The organism is Pararhizobium sp. O133, assembly GCF_051669845.1.
Taxonomy (GTDB): domain Bacteria; phylum Pseudomonadota; class Alphaproteobacteria; order Rhizobiales; family Rhizobiaceae; genus Pararhizobium.
This window is the reverse complement of the sequence record NZ_CP196426.1, coordinates 4,048,967-4,071,708: the sequence shown is the minus strand read 5'-3', so window position 1 is coordinate 4,071,708 and position 22,742 is coordinate 4,048,967. Positions and strand designations below refer to the sequence as shown.

Here is a 22,742-nt window from a genome sequence, read left to right as displayed (position 1 = left end):
TGGAGCGCGCTAGTAGTCTGCGCCGTGGATCGTACTATTTGTTCGCGACCAACATCGCCGGGAGGCGCGGAACGATTGGGAGATCGTCTGCGTCAGGGACCTTTAGGAGGACATCATGATCAACAAATCGCTCGTTTCGAGCATCGCTATCGCATGCGCAGTTTTTGGCGCCGTAGTACCCGCAGCCCATGCCGCAGAGTGCTCCGGCACCATCCGCGTTCTCGCTCAGCCGCGGGACGGCCTGACCCTGCTTGAGAATTACAAGGACGAATTCACCAAGCTGTCAGGTGGGGCGGATTTCCAGATCGACTATCTCAACGAGAACGATCGCCGCGCCAAGACCAAGGCCGACGCCTCGACCATCGGCAAGTACAATGTGTATTATATTGACGAGGCCAATGTCGCGCTGTTCGCGTCGTCCGGCTGGGTCGCGCCGCTGCTCGACTATTACCCGAAGGATTATGATTACACCGATTTCGATCCCGGTCGCCAGAAAGTCGCCACCTATGACGGCAAGGCCTGGTTCGCGCCGCTGACAGGTGGCGGAGACCTGATGGTCTATCGCAAGGACCTGCTGGAAGCCGCCGGCATCCAGCCGCCGAAGACGCTCGACGAGTATGTCGCGGCGGTCGAAAAGCTCAACCAGCCCGACAAGGGCATCTATGGCACGGCGCTTCGCGGCCAGCGCGGGTCCGGCGCCAATGTCTGGCGCTGGATGCCGTTCTTCAAGGGCTTCGGCGGCAACTGGTTCGACGGCAAGACGCCGGTATTCAACAGCGAAGCGGCCGTAAAGGCGACCGAAACCTACCTGAAAATCTTCAAATCTTCCGCCCCGGGCAGCCAGACCGGTGGTTGGGACGAGGCCGTCGGCGCGTTCACGTCCGGCCAGGTCGCGATGCTGATCGAATCCACGCCGCTGGTCGGCATGGCGCTCGACAAGAAGTCGTCGCAGGTCGCCGACAAGATCGGCTACCTGCCGCCGCCGACACCGCTGACCGGCGGCGGTTACGGCCACGGCCTTGCCATCGGCACCAAGGCGAACGCGGATGATGCGGCCAAGCAGTGCGCCGGCCTCTTCATCGGCTGGGCGACATCGAAGGAAAACGAGCAGCGCCGCCTTGAGGAAGGCCAGTTCAGCGAGCTCAACCGCACCAGCGTGATGACGAGCGACAAGTTCGCCGAACTCTATGGCCCGGATCTTGGCCAGGCTCTGGCCGAAACCGGCAAGGTGACGGCGGTGAATTTCTGGCAGAACGCGCAATGGCCGGATCTCGGCGACCGCTGGGGCATCATCCTCGAAGAACTGATCACCGGAACCCGTACCGACATAAAGGATGGCCTCGACGAGCTCGACGGTTTCGCCAAGGATCTGGTTGCGCGTAGCCAGTAAGGCGAGCTGCCTCTGTTTCCGTGTCCCGGCGGGCCTTTGTCCGCCGGGGTTTCTGTCCATCGGCGTTTCATCGCCGGAGGGGTACCCCATGAAAGCCAAACATGTTTTGCCGGCGGTCTTCCTGACGCCCGCAATGGCCATCCTGGCCGTGCTGGCCCTTGTGCCGACGGTCTATGCCATCGTCATTTCGTTTCAGGATCGCGAGCTTAGCCGCCCCGATGGCCAGTTCGTCGGCCTGGTGAATTATCTTTCTCTCTTTTCCGACAGGCGTTTCATCAATGCCATCCAAGTCTCCTTAACCTGGGAGGTACTGACAGTCTGTCTGACGCTGCTGATGGCGATCGGGCTCGGCGTCCTGCTGTTCGAATGCACGACGCAGAGGATGCGCAACGTCCTGTCGCTGCTGTTCCTCGTGCCGGTGATCCTGCCGCGCGTCTCCGCCGCCTTCGTCTGGAAATTCGCTTTCCATCCGCTCTACGGGATCATCACCTATCCCTACAAGGCGATTACCGGGCAGCCGCTCGACCTCTTGTCCAATCCTCTGACGGCGCTCGGTACCGTCGCGCTGGTCGATGTCTGGCAATGGGGCCTGTTCTTCTCGGTCATCGTCCTGAAGCTGCTGGAGACCTTGCCGCCGCAGCCGTTCGAGGCCGCACGGCTCGATCACGCCAGGACCTGGGAGGTCTACGCCTATGTCGCGCTGCCCATGCTCAAGGCGCCGCTGATCTCGCTCGCTTTCGTCAAGATGATCGAGTCGCTGCGCGCCTTCGACCTCATCTATGTCATGACCCGCGGCGGACCCGGTATTTCGACGGAGACGCTGGATATGTACGCCTTCTCGCAAGGGTTCATCGAATCCGGCCGGATTTCCTATGCCTCAAGCATGGCCGTGCTGATGATGATTGCGACATCCGTCGCCTTTACCTTTCTCTGGAAGAGGGCCCGGATATGAGCTCGCGTCACTTCGGTCGCACCGCCGGAAAGGTTATCCTTGCGCTGGCGGCTTTCTCCGCCGTCTTCCCCGTCTTCTGGACTGTTCTCAACGCCTTCAAGAACCGCGTCGATATCGTCACGCCGACGCCGCTCTTCATCTTCACCCCGACGCTCGACAATTTCGCCTATGTGCTGGGGCGCGACAGCGTCTTCGCCGGACTGCTCAATTCGGTGATCATCTCGGGAATGGCGGTGCTGATCGGCGCCGTTCTCGGCCTGCCGGCAGCCTATGCCATCGCACGTTATCCGAACCGCTGGTCGAAGGATATCCAGTTCTTCGTCCTGTCGCTGCGCTTCCTGCCGCCGGTCGCCGTCGCCATCCCGCTGATGGTGATCTGGCTGGATTTCGGCTTGTACGACACGCGGCTGTCGATGATCGTGACCTATACTCTGCTGACGCTCGCCACCGTCGTCTGGCTTAGCGTTCCCGCCTTTGCGCGGGTGCCGAAGGAGGTCGAGGAGGCGGCACGCGTCGATGGCTACGGCCCGTTCGCAATCTTCTTCCTGATCGCGCTGCCGATCGCCTCGCGCTCCCTGATCGGCGCCGTCGCCTTCAGCTTCGTGCTGGTCTGGAACGAATTCCTGATCGCTCTGATGCTGACGACGTCCGACGCCAAGACCCTGCCGATCGTCGCCTCGGAACTGACGCAGCTTGGCCGCGACGTGCCCTGGGGTATTCTGAACGCGTCGGTCGTTCTTCTTTCCATTCCGCCGTTGCTCTTCATCGGAGTTCTGAGCGGCATGCTCAACAGCGCCTTCAAGCGTAAGTCATCGTAAAGGATCACAAGATGGAAGCTCTCGTTCTGGAGCAGAAGGGCCTGCTTGCCCTCAGGGATATCGACCTGCCGACGGACATCGGCCCGGATGATGTCAGGATCCGGATCCATACGGTCGGCATCTGCGGCAGCGATGTGCATTATTATACCCATGGTGCAATCGGCCCCTTCGTGCTGCGCGAACCGATGGTTCTGGGGCATGAGGCAGCCGGAACGATCGTCGAGGTCGGCAGCAATGTTCGTAGCTTGGTGCCTGGTGAGCGCGTCTGCATGGAGCCGGGCATTCCGAACCTCTCTTCGCGCGCCTCGAAACTCGGCATCTATAATGTCGATCCGGACGTGCGCTTCTGGGCGACGCCGCCTGTTCATGGCGTGCTGACGCCCTATGTCGTCCATCCCGCCGCCTTCACCTACAAGCTGCCTGACAATGTCAGTTTCGCCGAAGGCGCGATGGTCGAGCCTTTCGCGATCGGCATGCAAGCGGCCGCGCGCGCGCGCATCTCGCCCGGTGATGTCGCCGTGGTCGTCGGCTGCGGGCCGATCGGCATCATGGTGGCGCTGGCGGCACTCGCCGGTGGCTGCGCCTGCGTCTACATCTCCGACTTCAGCGCGGAAAAGCTGGCAATCGCCGGACGCTATCCGGGCATCATCCCTGTCAATATCGGCGAGCAAAATCTTGATGACGTCATCCAGGCCGGCACAGCCGGCTGGGGCGCCGATATCGTCTTCGAAGCCAGCGGCAGCGCCAAGGCCTATTCCGGCCTGTTCGATCTCGTCCGCCCCGGCGGCGCCGTGGTGCTGGTCGGCCTGCCGGTCCAGCCGGTGAGCTTCGATGTGTCCGGTGCCATCGCCAGGGAAGTGCGCATCGAGACGGTGTTCCGTTATGCCAATATCTTCGACCGGGCACTTCAGCTCATCGCCTCGGGCAAGGTCGACCTGATGCCGCTCATCACGGAAACCTTCGATTTCGCCGAGAGCATCGCCGCGTTCGAGCGGGCCGCCGCCGCCCGGCCGACGGACGTCAAACTGCATATTCGCATGCAAGTGGAGGAAAACTGAGATGTCGAATATCGTTTGCTCCGGCGTCGACAAGAACTACGGCGCCGTCAACGTCATCAGCGATTTCAACCTCGAGGTCGCCGATCGCGAATTCATCGTCTTTCTCGGTCCGTCCGGATGCGGAAAGTCGACCTTGCTCCGGATGATCGCGGGCCTTGAGGAGATTTCCGGCGGCACCGTCTCGATCGGCGGCACGGCGGTCAACGAGCTCGAACCACGCGACCGCGGTGTCGCCATGGTGTTCCAGAACTACGCGCTCTATCCGCACATGTCGATCTACGACAACATCGCCTTCGGCCTGAAGCGGATGAAGATACCGAAGGCCGATATCGACGCGCGCATCAAGGCCGTGTCCACCACCCTCGGCCTCGAACCCTACCTGTCGCGCAAGCCGGCCGAACTCTCCGGCGGCCAGCAGCAGCGCGTGGCCATCGCCCGCGCCATGATCAAGACGCCGAAAGTGTTCCTGTTCGACGAGCCGCTGTCCAACCTCGATGCCAAGCTCCGGTATCACATGCGCGTCGAGATCGCGCGCCTGCACCAGAAGCTGCAGACGACCACGATCTATGTGACGCATGACCAACTGGAGGCGATGACGCTCGCCGACCGTATCGTCCTGATGAAGGGCGGCGCGATCGAGCAGGTGGGAACGCCGGCCGATATCTACGGCAAGCCGCGCACCCTGTTCGTCGCCGGCTTCATCGGTACGCCCAACATGAACCTGATCGACGTCACCATCGCGCGCGGAGAGGCGGGCTGGGTGTTGCGGACGGAAGGAACCGACGTCCAGATTTCCGGACATGGATTTGACCTGAAACCCGGCCAGGAAGCGGTACTCGGCATCCGCCCGCCGGACCTGGTGCAGGCTCCTTCGACCGCCGGCAATGTCCTGACCGGGGTCGCCGATCTCATCGAGTTCCATGGCAACGACGCATTGGTGACCTTCAAGGTCGCCGGCAAGGAAATCGGTGCCCTGGTCGATGCGGTCTCCTGCCCGAAAACCGGCGACCGGCTGACATTTTCCTTCGATGAGGCGCGCATCCACCTCTTCGACAAGACGTCCGGCCTGACGCTTCGGCGCGATGGAGGAGCCCTTCAGTAAGCAGCCGGTTTCCCGCAATCTGAAAGGGCGGCGGCTGAGTTCTCCCCGGCATTGCTGTTGTGCGTGGAGGAGCGGTTTGCTCCTTCCTTCTCCCCGCGCGCGGGGAGAAGGTGCCCGGAGGGCGGATGAGGGGCTTCGCTTCCACATTTTCGAAGAGAACAGTCTTGCCCCTCTCCCCGCACGCGGGGAGAGGGGCAAGACTGTTTGCGGCACGATCGAATCCGGTCACTCCGTCCCATGTGGGAGATGGCCGCTAGGTCAGAGGGGCATATGCGGATGCCTTGGGCGCCGCGTCCTCTCGGCGGCAAACCGCGATCTATTCTTGACGGCGCGGGGTAATTGCGGTGCTGTCCGCCCGTCGGCTGGGCGAGAGGAGATGCACCATGAAGCAGTTTACAGGCGGTTGCCGGTGCGGCGATGTCCGCTTCGTCGCGACCGGAACCCCGTACCGGGTCGGTATCTGCCACTGTCTCGATTGCCGCAAGCATCATGGCGCGCTGTTCCATGCGTCGGCGATCTTTCCGGAGGACGCGGTGACGATCGAGGGCGAGACGCGCGACTATGCCGGCCGTTTCTTCTGCCCCCGTTGCGGCTCGCCAGTCTTTGGCCGCACCGGAGACGAGATCGAGATCCATCTCGGATCGCTCGACGCGCCCGACCAGTTCCAGCCGACATACGAACTGTGGATGATCCGCCGTGAATCCTGGCTGCCGCCATTTCCAATGAAGCTTTACGAGCGCGACCGCGAGAGCGAAAGCCGGTTCGAAGACTGACGGTTCGGATCAGTCCTCGATGGCCGCCAAGGCGGCGCGCAGCTTCGTCGGACTTTGCCCGAAGGCCTGCGAAAAGGCGCGGGAGAAATGCGAGGCATTCTCGAACCCGACTTCCAGCGCAACCTCGATCAGCGGCGCCTTGGTCCTGGTGAGCAGCTGCTTGGCTCGCTCCATCCGCACGCGCCGATAGACGAGGGCGGGCGAACTCTTGGTCTCGTTCATGAACAGCCGCTCCAGCTGCCGCCGCGACAGGCCGACGGATGAGGCAAGTTCCTCGATCGGCAGTGTACCCTCGACATGTTGTTCCATCATGATCAGCACGGCGCGGATTCGCGGGTCCTTGCATTCGATGGACAGCGGCTTGCGGGTCTGGATGGCAAGGGCGGTGCGGGCCTTCTCGATCTGCAGCACTTCCAGCGCGTTGCGCTCGGCTTCCTTGCTGATATGCCGCCGCACGATGAAGGCCGCCATGTCGGCGGTACTGCTGCCACCGGCGCAGGAGCCACGCGTCCGGTCGAGATTGAAGATCCGGTCAGAGCGAACCGGATGGTCGGGGAAACGCTCGCGGAACGTATTGTAATGCAGCCAGCTGACGCAGGTCCGATGTTCCTTCATCAGGCCGATTTCAGCGAGAATGAAGGTGCCGGTGCAAACGCCGATCAGCTTGACGTTCTTTGCCGCCGCCTTTTTCAGGAAGTTGACGGTATCCTGATCCACGGTCGAGGTCGTATTGAGCAGCCCGCCGACCACGACGATGTAGTGAAACTGGCTCGGATCGATGAAATCGGACGTCGGCGCGACCTTGACGCCGCAACTCGACGTGATCAGGTGCCGCGTGCTGCCCAGCACCTCCCAATCCGCGAGCACCCGACCCGACCGGTCGAACTCATCACTCGCCAGCCGCAGCGTATCCACGAACAGCGCAAAGGCCGACAACGTGAACGACTTCGCCAGGACGAAGCCGATCTTAAGCCGCTCAGCCGGCATGCTTGAGGATTTCATTTCGTCTCCAACGCAATCCCGCGTCATGATCTGGAAGGTCGCGCGCAGTGATACGCCATTTGTCCACGAAGAGCATACCGTATTGGAACAACCGGTAAAAGAGTGCGGCATGACCGAGGCGGCGAACCCGACAGGCAGTGACGGAATTCCGAAAATGTTTGATGGACAGGCATCAGCCGCCAAGTGGCGGCTGCCGGAACTATTGGTGCGGTATCCAGTTGGCTTCCTTGAAGAAAGGAACACATCATGACCAGCCACGATACGCCAACGGGCCTTGCGCCATCCGCGGACACTCCAGCAAAGAAACGACGTAAACTCGTTGTCGGCAAAGGTGTGATCATCGTGATCAGCAGCATCGCCGTGGCAGCGTTCACGCTCTATACCGTAATCGTGCTCGACGCGATATTCACGGCGGCTTGATTGTAAGCATCGTCGGATAAGAACTCAGCGAGGTGAGCGGCCGACGGAGCTTGAAGGCTGATCGATGTAAGACGACCAGTGCTTACCGCTGGCCCTTCGATCCGCCTGACTTTGCGAATTGTCCCTCGGCATCCTCCTCGATTTGTTGCTTGTCCGCTCTCTTGTGGAGTGGGGTAGCGTCGCTGTCCTTCGGCGCCATGATCATATTCCTTCCGCCGCTTATTTCTCGTCCGTCATGTCATGCACCCGGACATTATGCATTCGCAGCGTTCCGAGTGTCCGCTGCGCAAACGTCTTGAGGGCGCCGGCGTTCCCGCTCTTTGCAAAAGCGTCGAATAGGGCGACGGCATCCTCATGAGCGGTGATCTGAGTTGAGAGATAGGCTTGGTCAAAGTCCGTTTCGGTCGCCGATTGCAGGGAGTCGAATTGTTTTTTTTCTGCGGTCGTCGAGGGCGGTCGAAAGACGAATGCCGTCCTTTTTGGCCGCCTCGGCCAGCCCGGCCGAGGCATTGCCGTGGTCGCGGAGCATATCGTTGGCAAACGTGATCGCGCGCGGATCCTTGCCACGTTTCACGGCAAGCTGGGCTGCCTGAAGCTCGAATTCATTTGAAATCGCAGCTTCTCGCGCGAAATCCTCGGAAGAGGGGCTTTGCTGTGCAACGGCAGTCGATTGGGACGAGGCGAATATCAAGGCGAGGAAGAGTCCGATAACGGTCTTGGGCATGGGATTTCCTCAAAAAAATTGATGACCGGGGCGAACCACGTTCACGGTGGAAAGTTCCCGATGGATGCAAGCTGAGAAGGTTCGCCGGCGGCGGACGATCAGCGCGACCCGGATCGGCCATCCTCCGCACGCCAATCAGTTCGTTTGTCTGGCAAGACAACGCCAAACCGAACACTGGCTATGATCCGCGCTGCGGTGTTTATCCATCGGCCGGCCTTCTTGGACTCTACCGGCAGTCAATGACGGATAATTTCACAAATGTGGTCGTCACCAAACGGCTGCGATGACACATGCCTGAAAGATGGTCCGACCGCTCAGGTCTTGCGCTTCGACGTCCAGTCCCAGCGTGGTTGAGGTTGTTGCGCTTTCGATGAGGTGGCGAGCGAGTATCTGCTTTGCCTCTCGCCGAGCCAGGTCACCGCACGCCACATATCGCCCCTGCCGATCCAGATAATAGCGGCGCCCATCGCTGCGATGGAAATACACAAACGGCATCACCGCTCTCGTGGATCGCGGAAGGAACGGTGCCTGCGTGGCCCTAACCAGAGAAGCAAGGCCAGCGCCACCACCGGAGTGGCGCCACCAACTAGAAACAGGATGTCTCCCATTGCCATTGCCGTCAGACCTTTGCTGTTTCGCCAGCTGCCTTCAGGGAGAGGAATTTGAGCGTGACATCGGCCAGGTTCTGTTCGATCCAGCCGGCCATGTCCCGTTCTTCATCGAGATTGGCCTGGAGCGCGGCGGTTGAGGCGGAGAAACCACCATGTTCGGCGATAGTGAGCAGTGACCGGTAGGCGGCGATCTCGAAATTCTCGAAAGCGAAGTTCGCGAACGAGTTCTTTACGATCTCGTCGCCTGCCATGGTATGTCCCATCGCGGCCATGGCACCGGTGAAGGAGAGCGCCATATCCTTCAGGGCCGAGCGATCTTCTGCAAAACTGTCGAGCAGCTCTTCGAGCCGGGTTATCTGATTTTCGGTTTCGCGAATGTGCTGATCGAGGCGTGCTGCGACCTCCGGGTAATTCTCGATCCTGCTGACCTGCGGCTTCATGATAGAAAGCGCCTGATTTTCCATGGCATGCGCGTTCTTCAAGCCGGTGACGAAAATCGAACGTGCTGTATCTTCTGTCGTCATGATGATTCCTCTCGTGTCTGGATACGTCTAACCTGCGATGGCGGGCAGAGTTCCCGGCGCCCTGAAATAATTCCGATGGATGAGCCCGACGTCAGATGCCGTTTATGCCCGGCATAATGGCAGTCCTCCCGAAACTGATGAAAATCGCCGCTTGGCCGCACCTACAAACCGAGGTTCGCGATCCACAGGCAACGTCTATATGGAATCCAGCCTGGCTGACCGAGCCGATTGGATATCTCGACACCGTACCGATCCCCTGACGGGAACTGGAGTTGCTTCTCGATGGACATCGCTTCCATCTTCAGTTCGGCCAATCATATATAAGCTTCCGGCCGATGATCCGTGCCTTTTATAGGCGGAGCAATGAAAGCTGAGTGAAGGCGGCTGCCTGGGCGGCAATGACGAAGACGGAGGGGATGCGCACGCCAACAGAAGATGTTTCTGCGTCGGATCAGATTCTCGACTTTGTGGTGCACGGCCAAGCCCGTGACAGCCGCTGCTGGACCACTGATGACGCCAGTTCAGGAAGCCGTGGGAGTTACCTATGGGCACCAGCAGGCATCAGGTCGCCAATGATGCCAAAACGGTATCCGGCACGACTGGAAAATCAAGGAATTAAGGGCTTTTAGGGAGAATTGGCTGGGGAACCTGGATTCGAACCAGGACTAACGGAGTCAGAGTGTTATACGAGGCCTTGCTTTGCAGGCATTCCCATGCGCCATGTCGCGTTCATGTCGCGGACAAACATTTCGGCAGATAGGGGTCACGCACTTTTGCCGCCCGAAATTGCGAATAAAGCGCGCTCCGCAGCAGCCATTTCCTCGCCTTCGTCAGGCGCCGGAAAAAGGTGTCCGTAGGTGTCGAACGTCACCTGAATTGAGCTGTGGCCCATCCGGGTTTGAACCGCCTTGGGTGTCAGCTCCAAGCCGCCATCAGCCTTGCGGTTGATGCACCAAGACGCATACCAGTGCCGCAGCGCATGGAACCCTGAATACTTCGGCTCTACCATCGCTTCGCCGTTCTCGTCGGGCTTGCCGGTAGGCACCGTGAGTCCGGCGGCGATCATCGTGGGCCATAGGCCGCGCCGAAGCATGTTCTGATGATCCTCGATTTTCCCCACGGTGTTCGGGAAAACGAGACCTTCCTTGCTGGCAGGGCAGGCGAGTTTCCATTCCTTGAGCGTGTTTACCACCAGCGGGGGCAGGGGGACCGTGCGCTGTCCCGCTTCCGACTTAGGCATGCCCATGTCGCCATACCGATCGGCACGCTGGCGAACGTGTAGCAGCGCCTTGTTGAGATCTACATCATCCCACCGCAGGCCGCGAACTTCGCTGGCCCGTATGCCGGTGAAGATCATCGTCACCAACAGCGGGCGATAGCGGCCCGCCGCAGCGTCCAGAATAGCCTTCGTCTCCGCGTTGGTTGGAATGTCCACCCCGACCCGCAGCCTCGCCTTGGCGCGCTTCTCTGATGACTTGGTGCCTGACCTTGCCCTCGACAACTCATGCACGGCATTGCGGATCACCAACCCGCGCGCTTGGGCATCGGCGAGGATGCTGCCGAGGCTGATCGTAACCCGCTTGACCATAGCGGCCGAGCGGCCCGTCTCCCGCAGCTCATCTTGAAACGATCGCAGCCACGGTGCTGTGACCTTCGTCAGCTTCACCGAGCCGGCGAGGGGAGTGATATGTAGATTGAGGTGTTGCTTGCGCTGGTCGAGCGAGGTGCGCTCCAGTCCGGCCGCGCCGCCGGATTTCAGCCAGAGCTTACCGGCTTCCTCGATTGTGACCGTAGCACTGTCCGCAACATGCACGCCCTCGCGAACCTCAACCGTGGCCGTCGCCGCGAACTGGTCAGCTTCCTTTTTCAGGCGGAAGGTTTTCAGCCGGCGCTTGCCGGTCGTATCAACGTAATCGACAATCCAGGCGGATTTCTCGACGCCCTTGGGAGTTGTCCATTCGCGCTTGCGGACGCTCATAGCTATCGTCCTGTTTCGGCGAGTTTTTTTGCTCTGACAATTTTTGGCAAGAGGTCAGCATAGAGCTCCAAGGTGGCATCCTCGGCGAATACGGACCTAAGCGCGTCTCCTAGCTCCCCTTGAACGTCAACATGAAGTGCCCTAACGGCGGCCGCGACATCGCCCTTTTTGAGGGCGTCGGCAACGGAGTTGACCGTGGACATATCCGAAGCGGTGTTGATGACTTCGACGATCTCGCTTTTTTTTCCAAGCTGTGGGGCTTCTCCCTCTTCGTCCCAATTAATTTCCAGGTTCTGGCCCGACGTAACCATCGCCTCTACCATCGTCTGAAGGTGCATCCGGGCGCGAGGATCAGTCTCCCGCTCGTATTTGTCGAGCGCCCGACGGATATTGCCTAAATGGATGTGCATAACGTCAGCGGGCGCTGGATACTCGCGCTCCAAGGTCGCGACGATCTCTGCGTTCATCGATCGATTATTTTTGTCCGCATGCGCTTTGATACGCTCCTTCAAATCAGCCTGCATTCGCAGGCCGAACGGAGCAATGTTGGCCAACAATTCCTTCGAATTATCCGTCATGACTTCATTCTGTAACTAGATCGTCTTGACGTCAATCATTACATTCTGTAACGATCATGCGCAATGGCTACATTCTGTAGTCATGCGGTTATCATGGAGTGCGAAAAATGGACGCTAAGGACGCGCCCGAGATGGATTTAGTTTGGGGAGTCGGTGCGATCGGGCAGCTGATCGGGCGCACTTATCGCCAGACCTATCACATGATCCAGTGCGGCAACCTGCCGATGGTGAAGCAGGTGGGCGAACGTTACGTCGCCAGCCGCAGCAAGCTCATCAGCTTTTTCATGGAGGACGCATCGTGAGTGCCCTTCAGAACGCAAAAGGCCCGGCAAGCGCGCCAACGCTTTGCCAGGCCGAAGTTCAATCCTCAAACCCTCCGCAGGATTTCAAAATGAACGACACAAACCCTATCACCGCGCTGGACGGAATGCCAGCCTCGATCACCATTCCCGAGCTTCGGAAGGAATTCGAGGATATCTGGTGCGATATCCATAACGCACAACGGAAATCTTACCTTCTCATGGAGCGTGTTGCCGGCGCCCTCGACCTTGCCCGCGCAAGGGAGATCGACGGCAACAACGTTGTCCTGATGTTTCAGAAGGACAGCATTGACGTGACCGACTGGCTCGCTGGTGAGGTTTGGATAGATGCCGCCAACCTCCTCAAAAAGGCTGAAAAGCTCCATGATCGGCTTCAGGAGGCGGCACGATGACCACCACCCTCAAGAGCCAGCTTGTCGATATCGTGGATCTCCTTGTTAGTACTCGATATCTGGCCGGAGCTGTTTACATGGCTGCTGCCGACAGCTCCGTTTCGACCAACGCAACGAATGCGATCCAAGCGGTTTTAATCGAGATCGAAAGCAGGCTGGAGTCCGCCGAAGAACGTCTGGAAGGCATGAAGGATGCGCTGTCATGAGCAACGCCCTTCTCGACCTTCACACGCGCTATATCGCCGATCGCGATGCATGGATGGCGACGCAGGATGAAAACGGCGAACTCACCGCCGCCGGTCCCGTCTACGAACAGGCGTGGGCTTCCTGCAAGGATTTCGTCCGCTACCAGTGTCAGACAGCGGAAGATATCCGCATGAAGGTGGCGGTCATCCTCGAAAACGGCTGGCTCGAAGAAACCGCTGACATGGGGTTTGACGACGAGCCTTTCACCTTCCGCGACTTCCTGCGAACCCTCGTTCCCGGGGGCAAGTCATGAAGCTCATCACCCTCGTCACGGCCATCACGCTTTTGAAAATCGCAAAGGGGGTCGCCTATCTGGGCGACCTCATCGCCAGACCTGCCTACCTGATCATCGATTTCTACGATCGGAGGCGCCGATGACCGACGACACCGAAAAGCAGCTCACCCGCCAGCAGCGTTGGCGTAAGGAAAACCCGGAACGCTACCGGGCGCATCTGCAGGTCGCCGCCGCCATCCGCGCTGGTCGCCTCGTCCCGATGCCGTGCCGAGTGTGCGGCCATCCCAAGACCGACGCGCATCATCGCGACTATCGCCGGCCGTTGCTGGTCGAGTGGCTTTGCCGGTCACATCACACCCGCCTGCATCGCGGCAAGACGAAAGGGCGCACATGACCAGCGCCAGGATCGACTTCAAAACAGACGCCGCGACGTTCAACAAGTTGCGGGACGAATGGAGGAGCGTGGCCGCAAGCTGCGCCCTTCCCAAGGCTGGTTTTCGAGTGGCCGGCGTGCTGCCGACGTTCGTCAATCGTGAGTACGGTTTCGCGTTCCCGAGCGATGAGGAGATTGCCAGCGCCATCGGCACCAACAACACCTCTACAGCGAAGCGCGGCCTGATCGCGCTAGGCGAATTTAACCTGATTGATCGCGTCACCAGCGCCAAGCGGAACGAGCAAGGTATCGTCATCGGCAAGCTTCGCCGCATTTATTTGAAGATGCCCGAACCGAAGGTGCAAACCGACGAAAATCATGTTTCACCGAAGGTGCATTTTGACGATCAACCGAAGGTGCAAAACGCGTTTGAACCGAAGGTGCAAAAACCGAAGGTGCAGCCTCAACCGAAGGTGCAGAACCCGGCCACCGAAGGTTCACCCGGGTGCACCAATATACTTGATAGGAATACCCTTGATAAAGACTCTGCTTATGACAGGAAAGATAAGTTAGAGGATACGTATACGCGAACTGCACCTTCGGTAGGAATTGCACCTTCGGTCGAAGAAAAAAAAGCGCAGCCTCAAACTGAGCCTTCGGTGATTGCCCCGAAAGTCGCCTCCTCACCCGCTCCAGAGCCAATCGAGTTTTCCTCATCGGAAGACGACGAGATTGATCTCGAATCCGTCCCCGACGATGAAGGCGACTTCCCCGGTGACGTGTCGCCACCTCCGAAGCCGAAGATCGCATGGCAGGACTGGAAGCACCCGAAGTCGCTGCAAGGGCGCCCTCTCAGCCGCAAGCCGTTCCCTGCGCCGAAAACGCTGGAGGCCGCATTCGCGTTCCTGCGCAAGCACAACGTCCCCGACATGGAACGCCCCAAGCTGTTGCCGCTGCTGATGCACGGCGACCTCTTCGAATTTGATCTCGAACCGTGGATGGACGCCGGATGACGAACCCGCAGGCGTCACCCCACCAGGTGCGGGCGACCGCAACACATCAGGAGAACTGAAAATGGCCACCAGCAAGAAACCCGCCACGAAGAACCTACCCGCCAAAAGACCCTCAGCGAGCAAGGAGCCAGTCCCAGCCGAGAAATACGTTTTGACCGACGCAGACAGGGAACTCATGCGCCCGCTCAGCGAAAGCCTGAAATTCCCGATGTTCAAGAAAACACCGACATCGGTCATCCCCGATCACGTATCTCCGGCTCTGGGACAGTCGATGATTGCCAAGGCGCTCGGCATCACCGATGGCACGATGTACTCCGGCGCAATCCAACAGCTCATCAACGTGACGTCGAAGGGCTCGGAGGTCGATATCGACGCGCTCAACGTTGCGGTTGCCCTGGTGCGGGGGATCGAGCCTCGGGACCACCTCGAAACCATGCTCGCCCTGCAGATGGCCGCCGTTCACCTGGCGAGCATGACCTTCACCCGGAAGATGAACCACACCGAGACCATCCCCCAGCTCGACCTCCAGGAGCGTGTCGTCAACAAGCTGATGCGAACCTTCACAACGCAGATGGAAGCGCTCCGTAAGCACCGCAACGGCGGAAGCCAGAAGGTCATCGTCAAGCATGTCCACGTCTACGAAGGCGGCCAGGCTATTGTCGGAAATGTCGCCCACGGGGGGAGGGCCACCAGTCAGAAGGCAGTACAATCCCATGAACAAGACGATTTATCCATTCCAGTCAGCGCCGCGCTGTACGGCAACTTCGAAGCGGACGAAGAAACCGTGCCAGGCGCCGGCAGAGCGGTTTAAGACCGTGTGCCGGTTCCATGGCGCCCGTGCCGGCGCTCCCAGCGGCTCCAAGAACGGGGCGTTCAAGCATGGCCGGTATAGCTGCGAGGTCATCGCGGTTCGGCGGCTTCTGGCGGAAGCCGAAGGTTTTGCACGTCAAAGGATCTCCCATGACGAGTGATAATTTCGCGAGCAAAAAAGCTGTCGAGAATGACCATTATCGCTACCTATCGGAAGCTCCGGCCGCGTTGCCGGAGCATGCCGCTATCGCTCGGAAACTGCCCGTTCCGATGCTGCCCTCTGAAATCGTGCGGATCGAAACAGCGATGTATTTCGCCCAGGTCAGTGACAAGACAATCCGGAAATGGGCGCAACGCGATGGTGTCGGCCGGCAGGCAGACAAGCACTCGCCATTGCAGATTTCATTCCCGGCGCTGCTGATGAGGCTGGACGGGGCATCCCAGGCGCTGGAGCTTCTCCGGTGCGGCGAACGGCATCATCCACTCGTGGCAGCATACCTTTCCCGTGGCATCGATCTTCTCGAAGAAATCCGGGGCGGCGGCCGATAGCTGAACGAAGCTCTGCAATTTGCGGCCGGAATGGGCACAGACTTCCACATAGTTCCAAATTCTTCGAATACCGCCGATCGAGCGCCCATGGTCTTATCGGTCTCCACAACAGGAGCAGCCGATGGCCATGCAAGCCGGACAAGTTATCTCAATCCGCGAAGAGCAGAACGCCAAGACCAGCTTGGACGACCGTATCGCCGACGCATTCTCGAACGCCTTGGTATCCGCCGAACTCGCTCAACTGCTTGCTGAAGTCGCGCGGACGAACTATGCCGCCAAGGCAGAGGGCGAGAAAGCCGAGGCCCGCGCCCTGGACCCGAAGCGCCGGCCTGCGGAGGTGGCGGAAGCCCGCCGGCAGATGGAATACGCCATTTTCCGCAGCAAGAGGCTGGAGACCGCAGCCGAGCAACTGAGTGGTTTGCTGACTTCGACCCGAAGCCGCGAGGACGCTGAGGCCCGCCGCATTGCGCACGAGGCCGCGTTGATCGAGCGCGAGCAACTGATCGAAGACCTGAAGGAATACGACGAACTGTCTCGCAAGATTGCGGCTCTGATGGAGCGCATCCGCGCATCCAACGCCAAGTTTCACGGCCATGCGACCGCAGAGCAGCGAGCGCGAGGTTTTCCTGACCAGTGGGCCGTCAATCCAGAGATATCGTGGCCGGCGCTGGTGGATGCTGTGCGCCTACCCAAATTCCGAAAGGACGGAACGATCAACGGCTATCTCTGGCCGTCGTTCGATCGATAATTGAGAGGACAACCTATGCCCAAGCAAAACAACACAAGCAGCTTGACGCCAGGCGTTGAGGACGCCGTTGCCAAGTTCATTCAGCATTCGCGCGACAACGCCGCCGGGAAGGCTACTGCGAGCCCCTTTACCGATGCCAACCCGCTGCAACTGCCGACCGCCGCCGATGTCGAATATTTCGTGCAGGCCATGGATGCAGAGGCTGCCAGGATCGATGCAGAAGCGATCGAGCTGCGCAAGCGGCGCCTTGCTGAAATCGCGGCGAAGGATGCGCAGATCGCATCGCTTAACCGCAATATCGAGGCCGCCACTGCACGATACAACGATCAGGAAGCCGAGATCGAACGCCGCGCAAGCCTTCGCGGCAAAGTCATCGAGACAGCCAGGAAGATTGCGCCGAAGCTCGACACCAGCAACCTTTCCGAAGACGCAATTCGTCGCGAGGTCGTTCAAGGGCGTTTCGGCGCCGATGCTGTCGCAGGCAAAACACAAGCCTATATCGATTGCCGCTTCGACTTCCTCGCTGACGAGGCAAACGCCGATCCGTTCGCCGCTCTCGTCAAGGACGGCATTGCAACCGGCATCAACGATGGCAAGGCGCAGGCTGACCGGGCGTATGCGGACATGGTCTCCGGCCTCACCAATGGTTGGAAGGCAACGACACACTGAGTTCTGAATCGCCGGGGTGAAGTGGTGACCGTCTTGGCGAGCAGTGGGGCGGAGAGGTTTGAGCGTCTTGAGGTGAGCTCTCCGCCATATTCATTTCGAAAGGAACTGACATGCACATGCAGGACAAATTGACGATCGACAACAAGCGCCGCACGGCCGACGGCTACTTGACCGTGAACGCGCGCGTTGCTCGGGCAGACAATGTCCAGATGTACACGGGCGCCGAAGTCGGCAAGCCGGAAATGGAGCGCGTGCGTGTCTTCCGACCGGCAGACGAGGTGTTCAGCAAGGACACCATGCAGAGTTTCGCGCACCGGCCGGTGACCCTCGGGCATCCAAACAAGCCGGTATCAGCGATCAATTGGCGTGACGTTGCCAAGGGCTGGAGCGACGGCGAAGTTGCCCGCGACGGCGAGTTTATCCGGGTGTCCATGCTTTTGGCCGACGCGGCAACCATCGACGCGGTCGAGAACGGCACCAGGGAGCTTTCCATGGGCTACGACTGCACTCTGGAGTGGACAGCCGGGGTATCGCCATCAGGCGAGACATATGATGCCATCCAGCGCGGTATCCGATCAAATCACATAGCTGTCGTCCAGCATGCAAGGGGCGGCTCTGAGCTTCGGCTGGGTGACAGTGCTGCCACGGCGGAAGAATTGGCCGTTGCGCATCGCGATGCGTCCTATGACCAGATGTGCCAAGACATGGGCAATGCTCATCTCCAGGCCGCCAAGGTCGGCCGCTCGGCATTTGATCTGACACTCACCCGCGACGGCCGGCCGATGGCTGAACTTGCCGACCATGAGCGAGCCTATGAGGAAATGATCTTCAGCCAGTCCAACGCCTGGAAGGGCAAATAGGTAGCGATAAGTGTCTTTCTCGTGAGGAGTACGCAATGAGCTTTCATCATCGCATGATGCTGCAGCGCTACGGGCTCGGCATCGCGACCAGCATGCAAAGCCAGGTTAACGGCGATCCGATCTTGACGCCATTGTTCACGTCGATCCTCACGTCAGGAGCAATCGGGATGAGCGCCGCGACAGCAGCCACGGTAGCCAGCGTCGGTTCCGCCATTTCCGCAGGCGGCGACTACTGGGAGTTTTCCTTATGAGCGCGGTCAACATCCTCGTGCAGCGCGAGCGCGTCTGCCTGTTCACGGATACCAAAACGACCAACAGCGATGGTGTTCAGTTCAATATCGTCAAGTATTCGCTGCTGCCTTGGTTGCGGATGGTGGTGGCTGTGCGTGGTCATGTCGGAGCGCTGCGTGTGTTCGAGCGGTCGATATCTGCAGGCGCCGCCGATTACGATAGCGCCGTTCAATACCTGATCGAGCATTTCAAGGATGTGCTGGTCGGCGAATACCTCGACCCGAGCGAAGCCTATGCCGTCAAGCAGGATGTCGATGTCTACATTGCCGGCTGGGGGCGCTTGGGGCCGGCCTCACATTGGATTTCGAACTATCGGGCGAGCGGCCAAATCCAGAGGATTGACGGAGTCCATGTTTCTCCGATGGTCGATCTTGAGGCTCAGACAAGGTTTGCGGCTGACGTCAAAACGGGGATGCCACGCCTCATGGCCGACCAAACGCAGCAGAACCCCGGCGTGGGCGGGTGGATGATGGTGACGGAAGTGCAGGAGAACATGATCCTTAGCTATCCGCACGGCGGTCTCGATGCGCTATCCTCGGTCACGTCGCGCATGCAGACGCGGGAAGAGATAGAAGCCTTTGCAGATATTGAACGCCGCAACGCAGAGCGGTAAGCCCATAATGCCGGTGCCGGCCCATTATTCAACGATCTGGACACTACTTCCCCGCTCAAATCTCCAGTAGTTGAACTCGCACAATCAACAAGGCGCACTCTTGAGTAAAGAGGTGCTTTAAAGGCACAATGCTTAACGCAGGGGCATGCAAAGCTTTTCAAAACGCGCGAATAATTGTTGGGGAGAGGTTATGGTCGCGGCATCCACGGTCCTCGGCGCCGCCGGCGAGCACTACGTAATGTGTCAGTTGCTTCGTCGCGGCCTAATCGCCGCGCTGGCGCCCGTCGGGGTTCCCAACTGCGATATCGTCGTAACGGATGATATCGGTGATCGCTTATGTGCAGTACAGGTTAAAACGCGGGTGGAAAAGGGGTCGGACGGCGGGTGGCACATGGGGAAAAAACATGAGAGCATTGTCTCAGACCGCCTATTTTACGCTTTTCTGGATTTTGGAAAAACTCTTACAGATCCGCCATCCTGCTTCCTGATACCCAGCGCGCTAGTAGCTGACGTTTTGCAACGGTCATACGCTGTATGGCTTTCAACCCCTGGTAAGAAAGGGCAGCAGCGCAAGGACACGGATATGCGTCGCTTCCTACCTGACTTTGACAAAACTGGCGTACATATCGGATGTGGGCCAAATTGGTTGGCTCCGTACAAGGAAGCTTGGAATTCCCTGGTTTCCGTGTCAGCGGCCGACAAATAAAAGAGGAGGCGTTTAGATGTCAGAGAAGATGAAAGGCCCGCTGGAGGAGTATCCGACCGAAGATAAGCGTTCGTTCGGCTATGAAGTTGCGCGGACGGCCATCGATGCTGCTACATCAATCATACCAGGTGGAAGTTATGCTGCTGGAGCAATTGTTCAGCGGTTTGTTGCGGCGCCGTTGGAAAAGCGGCGCGACGAATGGTTTCAGCGCCTAGGCAAAGGGTTGCGCGAGCTAGAGGACCGGTTAGAGGGATTCGATCCTCATGACTTGGAGAGCAACGACGACTTTGTTTCGGCGGTGTACGAGGCTACCCAAGCATCTATGAAAACAAGCCGAGAGGAGAAGTTAGAATATTTGCGTAACGCTGTGCTCAACATCGCTACAGGCTACGAAATTGAGGAGACCTTAAGAGGAGTGTTTTTCTCATACCTCGATCAGTTTTCGCCGGCGCATATCAAGGTGTTGACCCTTTTGGCTGACCCTACTGCGTCGCCCGAAATGGTCGCGGCAGCGAAGACCATGTACGCGGGATCTCAGATGGCGGTATTGGAGGCGGCCCTACCTGAGAGCGTAATGCCCAAACCTGTCATGCAGCGCGTGTTTCGTGACCTTGATCGCGAAGGATTGGCGGATACAGGCGGCATGGTTGCCATGGGCACATCGGCAGTTTTTTTGGCGAAGCGGAGCACTACAGTCGGCGATGAATTCTTGCGTTTTATCGCCACCCCTCTCTGAAACTTTATCTTACGCCAATTCTATCGATCGTGAGCTTCATGCAGATCCTGTGGCACGGCGGCGCCCGGCAATTTTACTAGCGATAACGGGAATTCTCAACAGCTGTGCGAGGCATCACCGAACAAGAAACCCCGCCGCGCGAGGGAGGGGTTTGTAGAACGCGATGCGTTGAAGTTAAGCCGCCAGACGTTCCAGTTCTCGCCAGTCGGACCGGACGTCCACGAGCTTCGAAGTGCGACCGAGGATAAGAAGCTGGTCAGCGCCAAACTGTTGCTTTCCCTTTAGCGCTGCTACTGTGCGAGGAGCCCCGTCTAACCTCCGGATATCGTCGAGCTTCATATATGCGGACGAAACGGAGATCGGGGACGGCGAGACTGCTTCGATTGCAATCTCCGCGCCTTCGGTTTTGACAAGTGCATCCACTGTCCAGTTATGTGTAGAGGCGCCTGTTATCTCGGCATCAGCCGAAACTCGCTTTGCGCCGAAAACATCGATCAGCCTATCAACGATCGATGTTTTCAAATCGAAGTCGAGCTTTCGCGCCAAACGCTCTGCAGTGACGTGAATAGCTCTCCGTGCCGTGTCAGCCACGATGGCAATGATACCTGGAAGGGTATCGATGCGAGCGTCGGTTTCAAATATCTCGAAGTTGTTGAATCTCAAGCCCACTTCATCTGCGATTGATCGCGCCACCCGACGAAAGATTTCGCCGGCTCCCATCAGGTCTGCTTCCGCATAAGCTGCGCCGTCGTCAGAGACGAGGCAACGGTCGCCAGTGAACGTGACAAGGATCGTTACGTGGGCGCCAGAAGGGAAGAGTACCGGTGTGGTTATGACAACCCCACGAGACGAGCGGCGGGCGCGTACAAGCTCCCCCGCAATCCGCTCGGCGAAATTCGCGACGGAAACGGGGTCATTCACAGATGTAATTCCTGCGACCATGGTGGCACCGGTATGTCCAAGGCGTTGTTAAGTTTAAACGTATCACGAACATAGGCGAGAAGTTCGTTAAAATTAGGAGGCTCTGGATCAATTTTCTTGATGATCGGCAGATTGTGCTTTTGCATCTCTTCTATGCCGAGAGCCGCGTTTTCGGGGAAGTCGTGGATGCTGGTATAGGCTGTTACGCCGCGTAGTTCAGGTGGACCAAGTTTGTTGGTATGGGGCTGGCGCGGACGCCAATCGATCCGAGCAATGCGGAAGTCCGTGCCATCGACGTCCATTGCGAGCTGAAATGTCACCCGCTCGTCCGGTTCATCAGTCCATGCTGTTCCAATAATTGAGACGCCAGTCAAATTAACGGTGCCGCAATCGCACGCTATCGGTACGCGCAGAATGCGGTCCCTCTGCCGATCTTGCTTCCAACCGATTGGAGGCAAAGCCATCTTCTGCGAATCATACGCCGCTCGCATCAATTCCAAAATCCGAAGTTCATTACTCACGTATGCCTCGTCTCATGAGGCCATAAGGCAAGGCGGCGCATTCGCGAGCAGACTTGGCTGTCATCACATTTCCGAAATGATTTTGGCTACGCGTTTGCACGCCTGACTTTTCCCGGCCAATTTGACCTGATCGTTGTAGATTTTCTCGCCCTTCGCTTTCCCATCTGCCGCAACAGACGGGTCGATTTCCTGAGACGCGCTGTTCAGGCGCTCAAGATCGGCGCGGACAGACGCCGGCAAAGTAATTGAGCACTTGCTTGCAATGTGCCGCAAGCCTAGGGCGTCAACATACGTTCCACGCCGCTCCGGACTCAGCGCGGGGGCCGCTTGAGGGGTTGTCGTTGCGTGCGAAGTCTTGTCAGTCAGATTTTGAACGCGCCTCCAGCCCTGCAGCGTCATGCATTGGCGCATGAACTGATCAACCCGGATGCCGTTTCCAATCGCGTTGCCGATTTGGGCGCCAGCGACGTAGCCAGGCGTGCCCCACGCAACCATTCCCTGTTCGGCTGAGGTAGACATCATCTCGCACTGCGCATTCGCCATCTCAAGGTTTGGGGGATTGGGAATTATGGGCTCATAGGTGTAACTCGACTTGCAACCACCCAGCGTGACCAGAGACACAAGCGCCCACGCAACCACCCAAATTTTCATGCTTCCCCCAGACCAGACGTCCCCACGTCCAAAACGCGTAAGCTGACATGATGCACGCAGGAGTCAAGCGGCGCGAAAGATAGCGATAATCCCCCTTATCGCTGCCGATATGGGCGCTTGATTATCACTCGAACATCGGCAACCTTGGGCAAACTACG

34 protein-coding genes are annotated in these 22,742 nt (G+C 58.9%); 24 read left to right on the top strand and 10 right to left on the bottom strand.

Annotated elements, in window-relative coordinates; all coding sequences use genetic code 11:
* The first annotated feature begins 115 nt into the window (after positions 1–115).
* The 6 genes from ACST81_RS19760 (at position 116) to ACST81_RS19735 (ending at position 6,093) form a co-directional block, all read left to right on the top strand.
* The gene (locus ACST81_RS19760; protein WP_438750050.1) at positions 116–1,390 is read left to right on the top strand and encodes an ABC transporter substrate-binding protein; all 1,275 of its coding nucleotides are present in this window, start codon (positions 116–118) and stop codon (positions 1,388–1,390) included.
* Between the two features lie 88 nt (positions 1,391–1,478).
* On the top strand, positions 1,479–2,342 hold the full coding sequence (locus ACST81_RS19755) for a carbohydrate ABC transporter permease (protein WP_438750049.1): 864 nt from the start codon (positions 1,479–1,481) through the stop codon (positions 2,340–2,342).
* Positions 2,339–3,160, top strand: a complete 822-nt coding sequence (locus tag ACST81_RS19750) for a carbohydrate ABC transporter permease (RefSeq protein ID WP_438750047.1) — start codon at positions 2,339–2,341, stop codon at positions 3,158–3,160. The genes ACST81_RS19755 and ACST81_RS19750 overlap by 4 nt, the downstream gene beginning before the upstream one ends.
* A gap of 11 nt (positions 3,161–3,171) precedes the next feature.
* Positions 3,172–4,218, top strand: coding sequence for an NAD(P)-dependent alcohol dehydrogenase (locus tag ACST81_RS19745; RefSeq protein ID WP_438750045.1), 1,047 nt, complete (start codon positions 3,172–3,174; stop codon positions 4,216–4,218).
* Between the two features lies 1 nt (position 4,219).
* On the top strand, positions 4,220–5,320 hold the full coding sequence (locus ACST81_RS19740; protein WP_438750043.1) for an ABC transporter ATP-binding protein: 1,101 nt from the start codon (positions 4,220–4,222) through the stop codon (positions 5,318–5,320).
* Between the two features lie 383 nt (positions 5,321–5,703).
* On the top strand, positions 5,704–6,093 hold the full coding sequence (locus tag ACST81_RS19735; protein WP_438750041.1) for a GFA family protein: 390 nt from the start codon (positions 5,704–5,706) through the stop codon (positions 6,091–6,093).
* Positions 6,094–6,102: 9 nt separating this feature from the next.
* On the opposite strand, the gene ACST81_RS19730 is transcribed toward ACST81_RS19735, so the two are convergent.
* A complete protein-coding gene (locus ACST81_RS19730; protein ID WP_438750040.1) occupies positions 6,103–7,095 on the bottom strand; it encodes a GlxA family transcriptional regulator in 993 nt (330 codons plus the stop codon).
* A gap of 25 nt (positions 7,096–7,120) precedes the next feature.
* On the opposite strand from ACST81_RS19730, the gene ACST81_RS19725 reads away from it, so the two are divergent.
* Entirely contained in the window at positions 7,121–7,345 is a 225-nt protein-coding gene (locus tag ACST81_RS19725; protein WP_438750039.1) for a hypothetical protein, read from the top strand.
* Positions 7,342–7,515 (top strand): hypothetical protein, encoded by a 174-nt coding sequence (locus tag ACST81_RS19720; RefSeq protein WP_438750038.1) that lies wholly within the window; start codon positions 7,342–7,344, stop codon positions 7,513–7,515. The genes ACST81_RS19725 and ACST81_RS19720 overlap by 4 nt, the downstream gene beginning before the upstream one ends.
* Before the next feature lie 219 nt (positions 7,516–7,734).
* Here the strand turns inward: ACST81_RS19720 and ACST81_RS19715 are convergent, their stop codons facing one another.
* The 6 genes from ACST81_RS19715 to ACST81_RS19690 form a co-directional block, all read right to left on the bottom strand.
* Positions 7,735–7,932 carry a DUF4142 domain-containing protein gene (locus tag ACST81_RS19715; protein WP_438753700.1) on the bottom strand — a complete coding sequence of 66 codons (198 nt, stop codon included), beginning with the start codon at positions 7,930–7,932 and terminating at the stop codon, positions 7,735–7,737.
* Positions 7,904–8,239, bottom strand: coding sequence for a DUF4142 domain-containing protein (locus ACST81_RS19710; RefSeq protein ID WP_438750036.1), 336 nt, complete (start codon positions 8,237–8,239; stop codon positions 7,904–7,906). Before ACST81_RS19710 ends, ACST81_RS19715 begins: the two co-directional genes overlap by 29 nt.
* Before the next feature lie 267 nt (positions 8,240–8,506).
* Complete coding sequence (locus tag ACST81_RS19705; RefSeq protein ID WP_438750035.1) at positions 8,507–8,734, bottom strand: DUF6894 family protein; 228 nt, start codon at positions 8,732–8,734, stop codon at positions 8,507–8,509.
* A 124-nt stretch (positions 8,735–8,858) separates the two neighbouring features.
* Positions 8,859–9,374: a ferritin-like domain-containing protein gene (locus ACST81_RS19700; RefSeq protein WP_438750033.1), complete on the bottom strand. Its 516-nt coding sequence runs from the start codon at positions 9,372–9,374 to the stop codon at positions 8,859–8,861.
* Positions 9,375–10,137: 763 nt separating this feature from the next.
* Complete coding sequence (locus ACST81_RS19695) at positions 10,138–11,352, bottom strand: tyrosine-type recombinase/integrase (protein WP_438750031.1); 1,215 nt, start codon at positions 11,350–11,352, stop codon at positions 10,138–10,140.
* 2 nt (positions 11,353–11,354) lie between these two features.
* Positions 11,355–11,930, bottom strand: a complete 576-nt coding sequence (locus ACST81_RS19690; protein ID WP_438750030.1) for an Arc family DNA-binding protein — start codon at positions 11,928–11,930, stop codon at positions 11,355–11,357.
* 107 nt (positions 11,931–12,037) lie between these two features.
* On the opposite strand from ACST81_RS19690, the gene ACST81_RS19685 reads away from it, so the two are divergent.
* The 16 genes from ACST81_RS19685 (at position 12,038) to ACST81_RS19610 (ending at position 20,491) form a co-directional block, all read left to right on the top strand.
* Positions 12,038–12,232, top strand: a complete 195-nt coding sequence (locus ACST81_RS19685; protein WP_438750028.1) for a hypothetical protein — start codon at positions 12,038–12,040, stop codon at positions 12,230–12,232.
* Positions 12,233–12,321: 89 nt separating this feature from the next.
* On the top strand, positions 12,322–12,642 hold the full coding sequence (locus tag ACST81_RS19680) for a hypothetical protein (protein ID WP_438750027.1): 321 nt from the start codon (positions 12,322–12,324) through the stop codon (positions 12,640–12,642).
* Complete coding sequence (locus ACST81_RS19675; protein ID WP_438750026.1) at positions 12,639–12,848, top strand: hypothetical protein; 210 nt, start codon at positions 12,639–12,641, stop codon at positions 12,846–12,848. Before ACST81_RS19680 ends, ACST81_RS19675 begins: the two co-directional genes overlap by 4 nt.
* Positions 12,845–13,141 (top strand): hypothetical protein, encoded by a 297-nt coding sequence (locus tag ACST81_RS19670; RefSeq protein WP_438750024.1) that lies wholly within the window; start codon positions 12,845–12,847, stop codon positions 13,139–13,141. Before ACST81_RS19675 ends, ACST81_RS19670 begins: the two co-directional genes overlap by 4 nt.
* Positions 13,138–13,266 carry a hypothetical protein gene (locus ACST81_RS19665; RefSeq protein WP_438750022.1) on the top strand — a complete coding sequence of 43 codons (129 nt, stop codon included), beginning with the start codon at positions 13,138–13,140 and terminating at the stop codon, positions 13,264–13,266. Before ACST81_RS19670 ends, ACST81_RS19665 begins: the two co-directional genes overlap by 4 nt.
* Positions 13,263–13,517, top strand: a complete 255-nt coding sequence (locus ACST81_RS19660) for a hypothetical protein (RefSeq protein WP_438750021.1) — start codon at positions 13,263–13,265, stop codon at positions 13,515–13,517. The genes ACST81_RS19665 and ACST81_RS19660 overlap by 4 nt, the downstream gene beginning before the upstream one ends.
* Entirely contained in the window at positions 13,514–14,509 is a 996-nt protein-coding gene (locus ACST81_RS19655) for a hypothetical protein (RefSeq protein ID WP_438750020.1), read from the top strand. The genes ACST81_RS19660 and ACST81_RS19655 overlap by 4 nt, the downstream gene beginning before the upstream one ends.
* Before the next feature lie 61 nt (positions 14,510–14,570).
* On the top strand, positions 14,571–15,320 hold the full coding sequence (locus ACST81_RS19650) for a hypothetical protein (protein ID WP_438750018.1): 750 nt from the start codon (positions 14,571–14,573) through the stop codon (positions 15,318–15,320).
* 149 nt (positions 15,321–15,469) lie between these two features.
* The gene (locus ACST81_RS19645) at positions 15,470–15,868 is read left to right on the top strand and encodes a hypothetical protein (protein WP_438750017.1); all 399 of its coding nucleotides are present in this window, start codon (positions 15,470–15,472) and stop codon (positions 15,866–15,868) included.
* A 121-nt stretch (positions 15,869–15,989) separates the two neighbouring features.
* Complete coding sequence (locus ACST81_RS19640; RefSeq protein ID WP_438750016.1) at positions 15,990–16,616, top strand: hypothetical protein; 627 nt, start codon at positions 15,990–15,992, stop codon at positions 16,614–16,616.
* Positions 16,617–16,631: 15 nt separating this feature from the next.
* Positions 16,632–17,285, top strand: a complete 654-nt coding sequence (locus ACST81_RS19635) for a hypothetical protein (RefSeq protein WP_438750015.1) — start codon at positions 16,632–16,634, stop codon at positions 17,283–17,285.
* A 116-nt stretch (positions 17,286–17,401) separates the two neighbouring features.
* Positions 17,402–18,145, top strand: coding sequence for a DUF2213 domain-containing protein (locus ACST81_RS19630; protein WP_438750013.1), 744 nt, complete (start codon positions 17,402–17,404; stop codon positions 18,143–18,145).
* A gap of 35 nt (positions 18,146–18,180) precedes the next feature.
* Entirely contained in the window at positions 18,181–18,396 is a 216-nt protein-coding gene (locus tag ACST81_RS19625; RefSeq protein WP_438750012.1) for a hypothetical protein, read from the top strand.
* Positions 18,393–19,049, top strand: coding sequence for a hypothetical protein (locus ACST81_RS19620; RefSeq protein WP_438750010.1), 657 nt, complete (start codon positions 18,393–18,395; stop codon positions 19,047–19,049). Before ACST81_RS19625 ends, ACST81_RS19620 begins: the two co-directional genes overlap by 4 nt.
* A gap of 190 nt (positions 19,050–19,239) precedes the next feature.
* Positions 19,240–19,755, top strand: a complete 516-nt coding sequence (locus ACST81_RS19615) for a hypothetical protein (protein ID WP_438750009.1) — start codon at positions 19,240–19,242, stop codon at positions 19,753–19,755.
* Between the two features lie 16 nt (positions 19,756–19,771).
* On the top strand, positions 19,772–20,491 hold the full coding sequence (locus ACST81_RS19610) for a hypothetical protein (RefSeq protein WP_438750008.1): 720 nt from the start codon (positions 19,772–19,774) through the stop codon (positions 20,489–20,491).
* Positions 20,492–20,665: 174 nt separating this feature from the next.
* Here ACST81_RS19610 and ACST81_RS19605 read toward each other — a convergent pair whose 3' ends face one another.
* The 3 genes from ACST81_RS19605 to ACST81_RS19595 form a co-directional block, all read right to left on the bottom strand.
* Entirely contained in the window at positions 20,666–21,412 is a 747-nt protein-coding gene (locus tag ACST81_RS19605) for a hypothetical protein (RefSeq protein ID WP_438750007.1), read from the bottom strand.
* The gene (locus ACST81_RS19600) at positions 21,409–21,933 is read right to left on the bottom strand and encodes a hypothetical protein (RefSeq protein ID WP_438750006.1); all 525 of its coding nucleotides are present in this window, start codon (positions 21,931–21,933) and stop codon (positions 21,409–21,411) included. The genes ACST81_RS19605 and ACST81_RS19600 overlap by 4 nt, the downstream gene beginning before the upstream one ends.
* Before the next feature lie 63 nt (positions 21,934–21,996).
* Entirely contained in the window at positions 21,997–22,584 is a 588-nt protein-coding gene (locus ACST81_RS19595) for a hypothetical protein (protein WP_438750004.1), read from the bottom strand.
* Between the last annotated feature and the right edge of the window lie 158 nt (positions 22,585–22,742).

Coding starts and splice junctions, on each gene's coding strand:
- ACST81_RS19645 (WP_438750017.1), top strand. CDS start 15,470: ATGACGAGTGATAATTTCGCGAGCAAAAAAGCTGTCGAGAATGACCAT.
- ACST81_RS19730 (WP_438750040.1), bottom strand. CDS start 7,095: ATGAAATCCTCAAGCATGCCGGCTGAGCGGCTTAAGATCGGCTTCGTC.
- ACST81_RS19665 (WP_438750022.1), top strand. CDS start 13,138: ATGAAGCTCATCACCCTCGTCACGGCCATCACGCTTTTGAAAATCGCA.
- ACST81_RS19650 (WP_438750018.1), top strand. CDS start 14,571: ATGGCCACCAGCAAGAAACCCGCCACGAAGAACCTACCCGCCAAAAGA.
- ACST81_RS19635 (WP_438750015.1), top strand. CDS start 16,632: ATGCCCAAGCAAAACAACACAAGCAGCTTGACGCCAGGCGTTGAGGAC.
- ACST81_RS19670 (WP_438750024.1), top strand. CDS start 12,845: ATGAGCAACGCCCTTCTCGACCTTCACACGCGCTATATCGCCGATCGC.
- ACST81_RS19615 (WP_438750009.1), top strand. CDS start 19,240: ATGGTCGCGGCATCCACGGTCCTCGGCGCCGCCGGCGAGCACTACGTA.
- ACST81_RS19755 (WP_438750049.1), top strand. CDS start 1,479: ATGAAAGCCAAACATGTTTTGCCGGCGGTCTTCCTGACGCCCGCAATG.
- ACST81_RS19640 (WP_438750016.1), top strand. CDS start 15,990: ATGGCCATGCAAGCCGGACAAGTTATCTCAATCCGCGAAGAGCAGAAC.
- ACST81_RS19710 (WP_438750036.1), bottom strand. CDS start 8,239: ATGCCCAAGACCGTTATCGGACTCTTCCTCGCCTTGATATTCGCCTCG.
- ACST81_RS19760 (WP_438750050.1), top strand. CDS start 116: ATGATCAACAAATCGCTCGTTTCGAGCATCGCTATCGCATGCGCAGTT.
- ACST81_RS19625 (WP_438750012.1), top strand. CDS start 18,181: ATGAGCTTTCATCATCGCATGATGCTGCAGCGCTACGGGCTCGGCATC.
- ACST81_RS19595 (WP_438750004.1), bottom strand. CDS start 22,584: ATGAAAATTTGGGTGGTTGCGTGGGCGCTTGTGTCTCTGGTCACGCTG.
- ACST81_RS19685 (WP_438750028.1), top strand. CDS start 12,038: ATGGACGCTAAGGACGCGCCCGAGATGGATTTAGTTTGGGGAGTCGGT.
- ACST81_RS19610 (WP_438750008.1), top strand. CDS start 19,772: ATGTCAGAGAAGATGAAAGGCCCGCTGGAGGAGTATCCGACCGAAGAT.
- ACST81_RS19660 (WP_438750021.1), top strand. CDS start 13,263: ATGACCGACGACACCGAAAAGCAGCTCACCCGCCAGCAGCGTTGGCGT.
- ACST81_RS19675 (WP_438750026.1), top strand. CDS start 12,639: ATGACCACCACCCTCAAGAGCCAGCTTGTCGATATCGTGGATCTCCTT.
- ACST81_RS19690 (WP_438750030.1), bottom strand. CDS start 11,930: ATGACGGATAATTCGAAGGAATTGTTGGCCAACATTGCTCCGTTCGGC.
- ACST81_RS19620 (WP_438750010.1), top strand. CDS start 18,393: ATGAGCGCGGTCAACATCCTCGTGCAGCGCGAGCGCGTCTGCCTGTTC.
- ACST81_RS19655 (WP_438750020.1), top strand. CDS start 13,514: ATGACCAGCGCCAGGATCGACTTCAAAACAGACGCCGCGACGTTCAAC.
- ACST81_RS19735 (WP_438750041.1), top strand. CDS start 5,704: ATGAAGCAGTTTACAGGCGGTTGCCGGTGCGGCGATGTCCGCTTCGTC.
- ACST81_RS19740 (WP_438750043.1), top strand. CDS start 4,220: ATGTCGAATATCGTTTGCTCCGGCGTCGACAAGAACTACGGCGCCGTC.
- ACST81_RS19705 (WP_438750035.1), bottom strand. CDS start 8,734: ATGCCGTTTGTGTATTTCCATCGCAGCGATGGGCGCCGCTATTATCTG.
- ACST81_RS19750 (WP_438750047.1), top strand. CDS start 2,339: ATGAGCTCGCGTCACTTCGGTCGCACCGCCGGAAAGGTTATCCTTGCG.
- ACST81_RS19680 (WP_438750027.1), top strand. CDS start 12,322: ATGAACGACACAAACCCTATCACCGCGCTGGACGGAATGCCAGCCTCG.
- ACST81_RS19700 (WP_438750033.1), bottom strand. CDS start 9,374: ATGACGACAGAAGATACAGCACGTTCGATTTTCGTCACCGGCTTGAAG.
- ACST81_RS19725 (WP_438750039.1), top strand. CDS start 7,121: ATGATCTGGAAGGTCGCGCGCAGTGATACGCCATTTGTCCACGAAGAG.
- ACST81_RS19745 (WP_438750045.1), top strand. CDS start 3,172: ATGGAAGCTCTCGTTCTGGAGCAGAAGGGCCTGCTTGCCCTCAGGGAT.
- ACST81_RS19720 (WP_438750038.1), top strand. CDS start 7,342: ATGACCAGCCACGATACGCCAACGGGCCTTGCGCCATCCGCGGACACT.
- ACST81_RS19695 (WP_438750031.1), bottom strand. CDS start 11,352: ATGAGCGTCCGCAAGCGCGAATGGACAACTCCCAAGGGCGTCGAGAAA.
- ACST81_RS19630 (WP_438750013.1), top strand. CDS start 17,402: ATGCAGGACAAATTGACGATCGACAACAAGCGCCGCACGGCCGACGGC.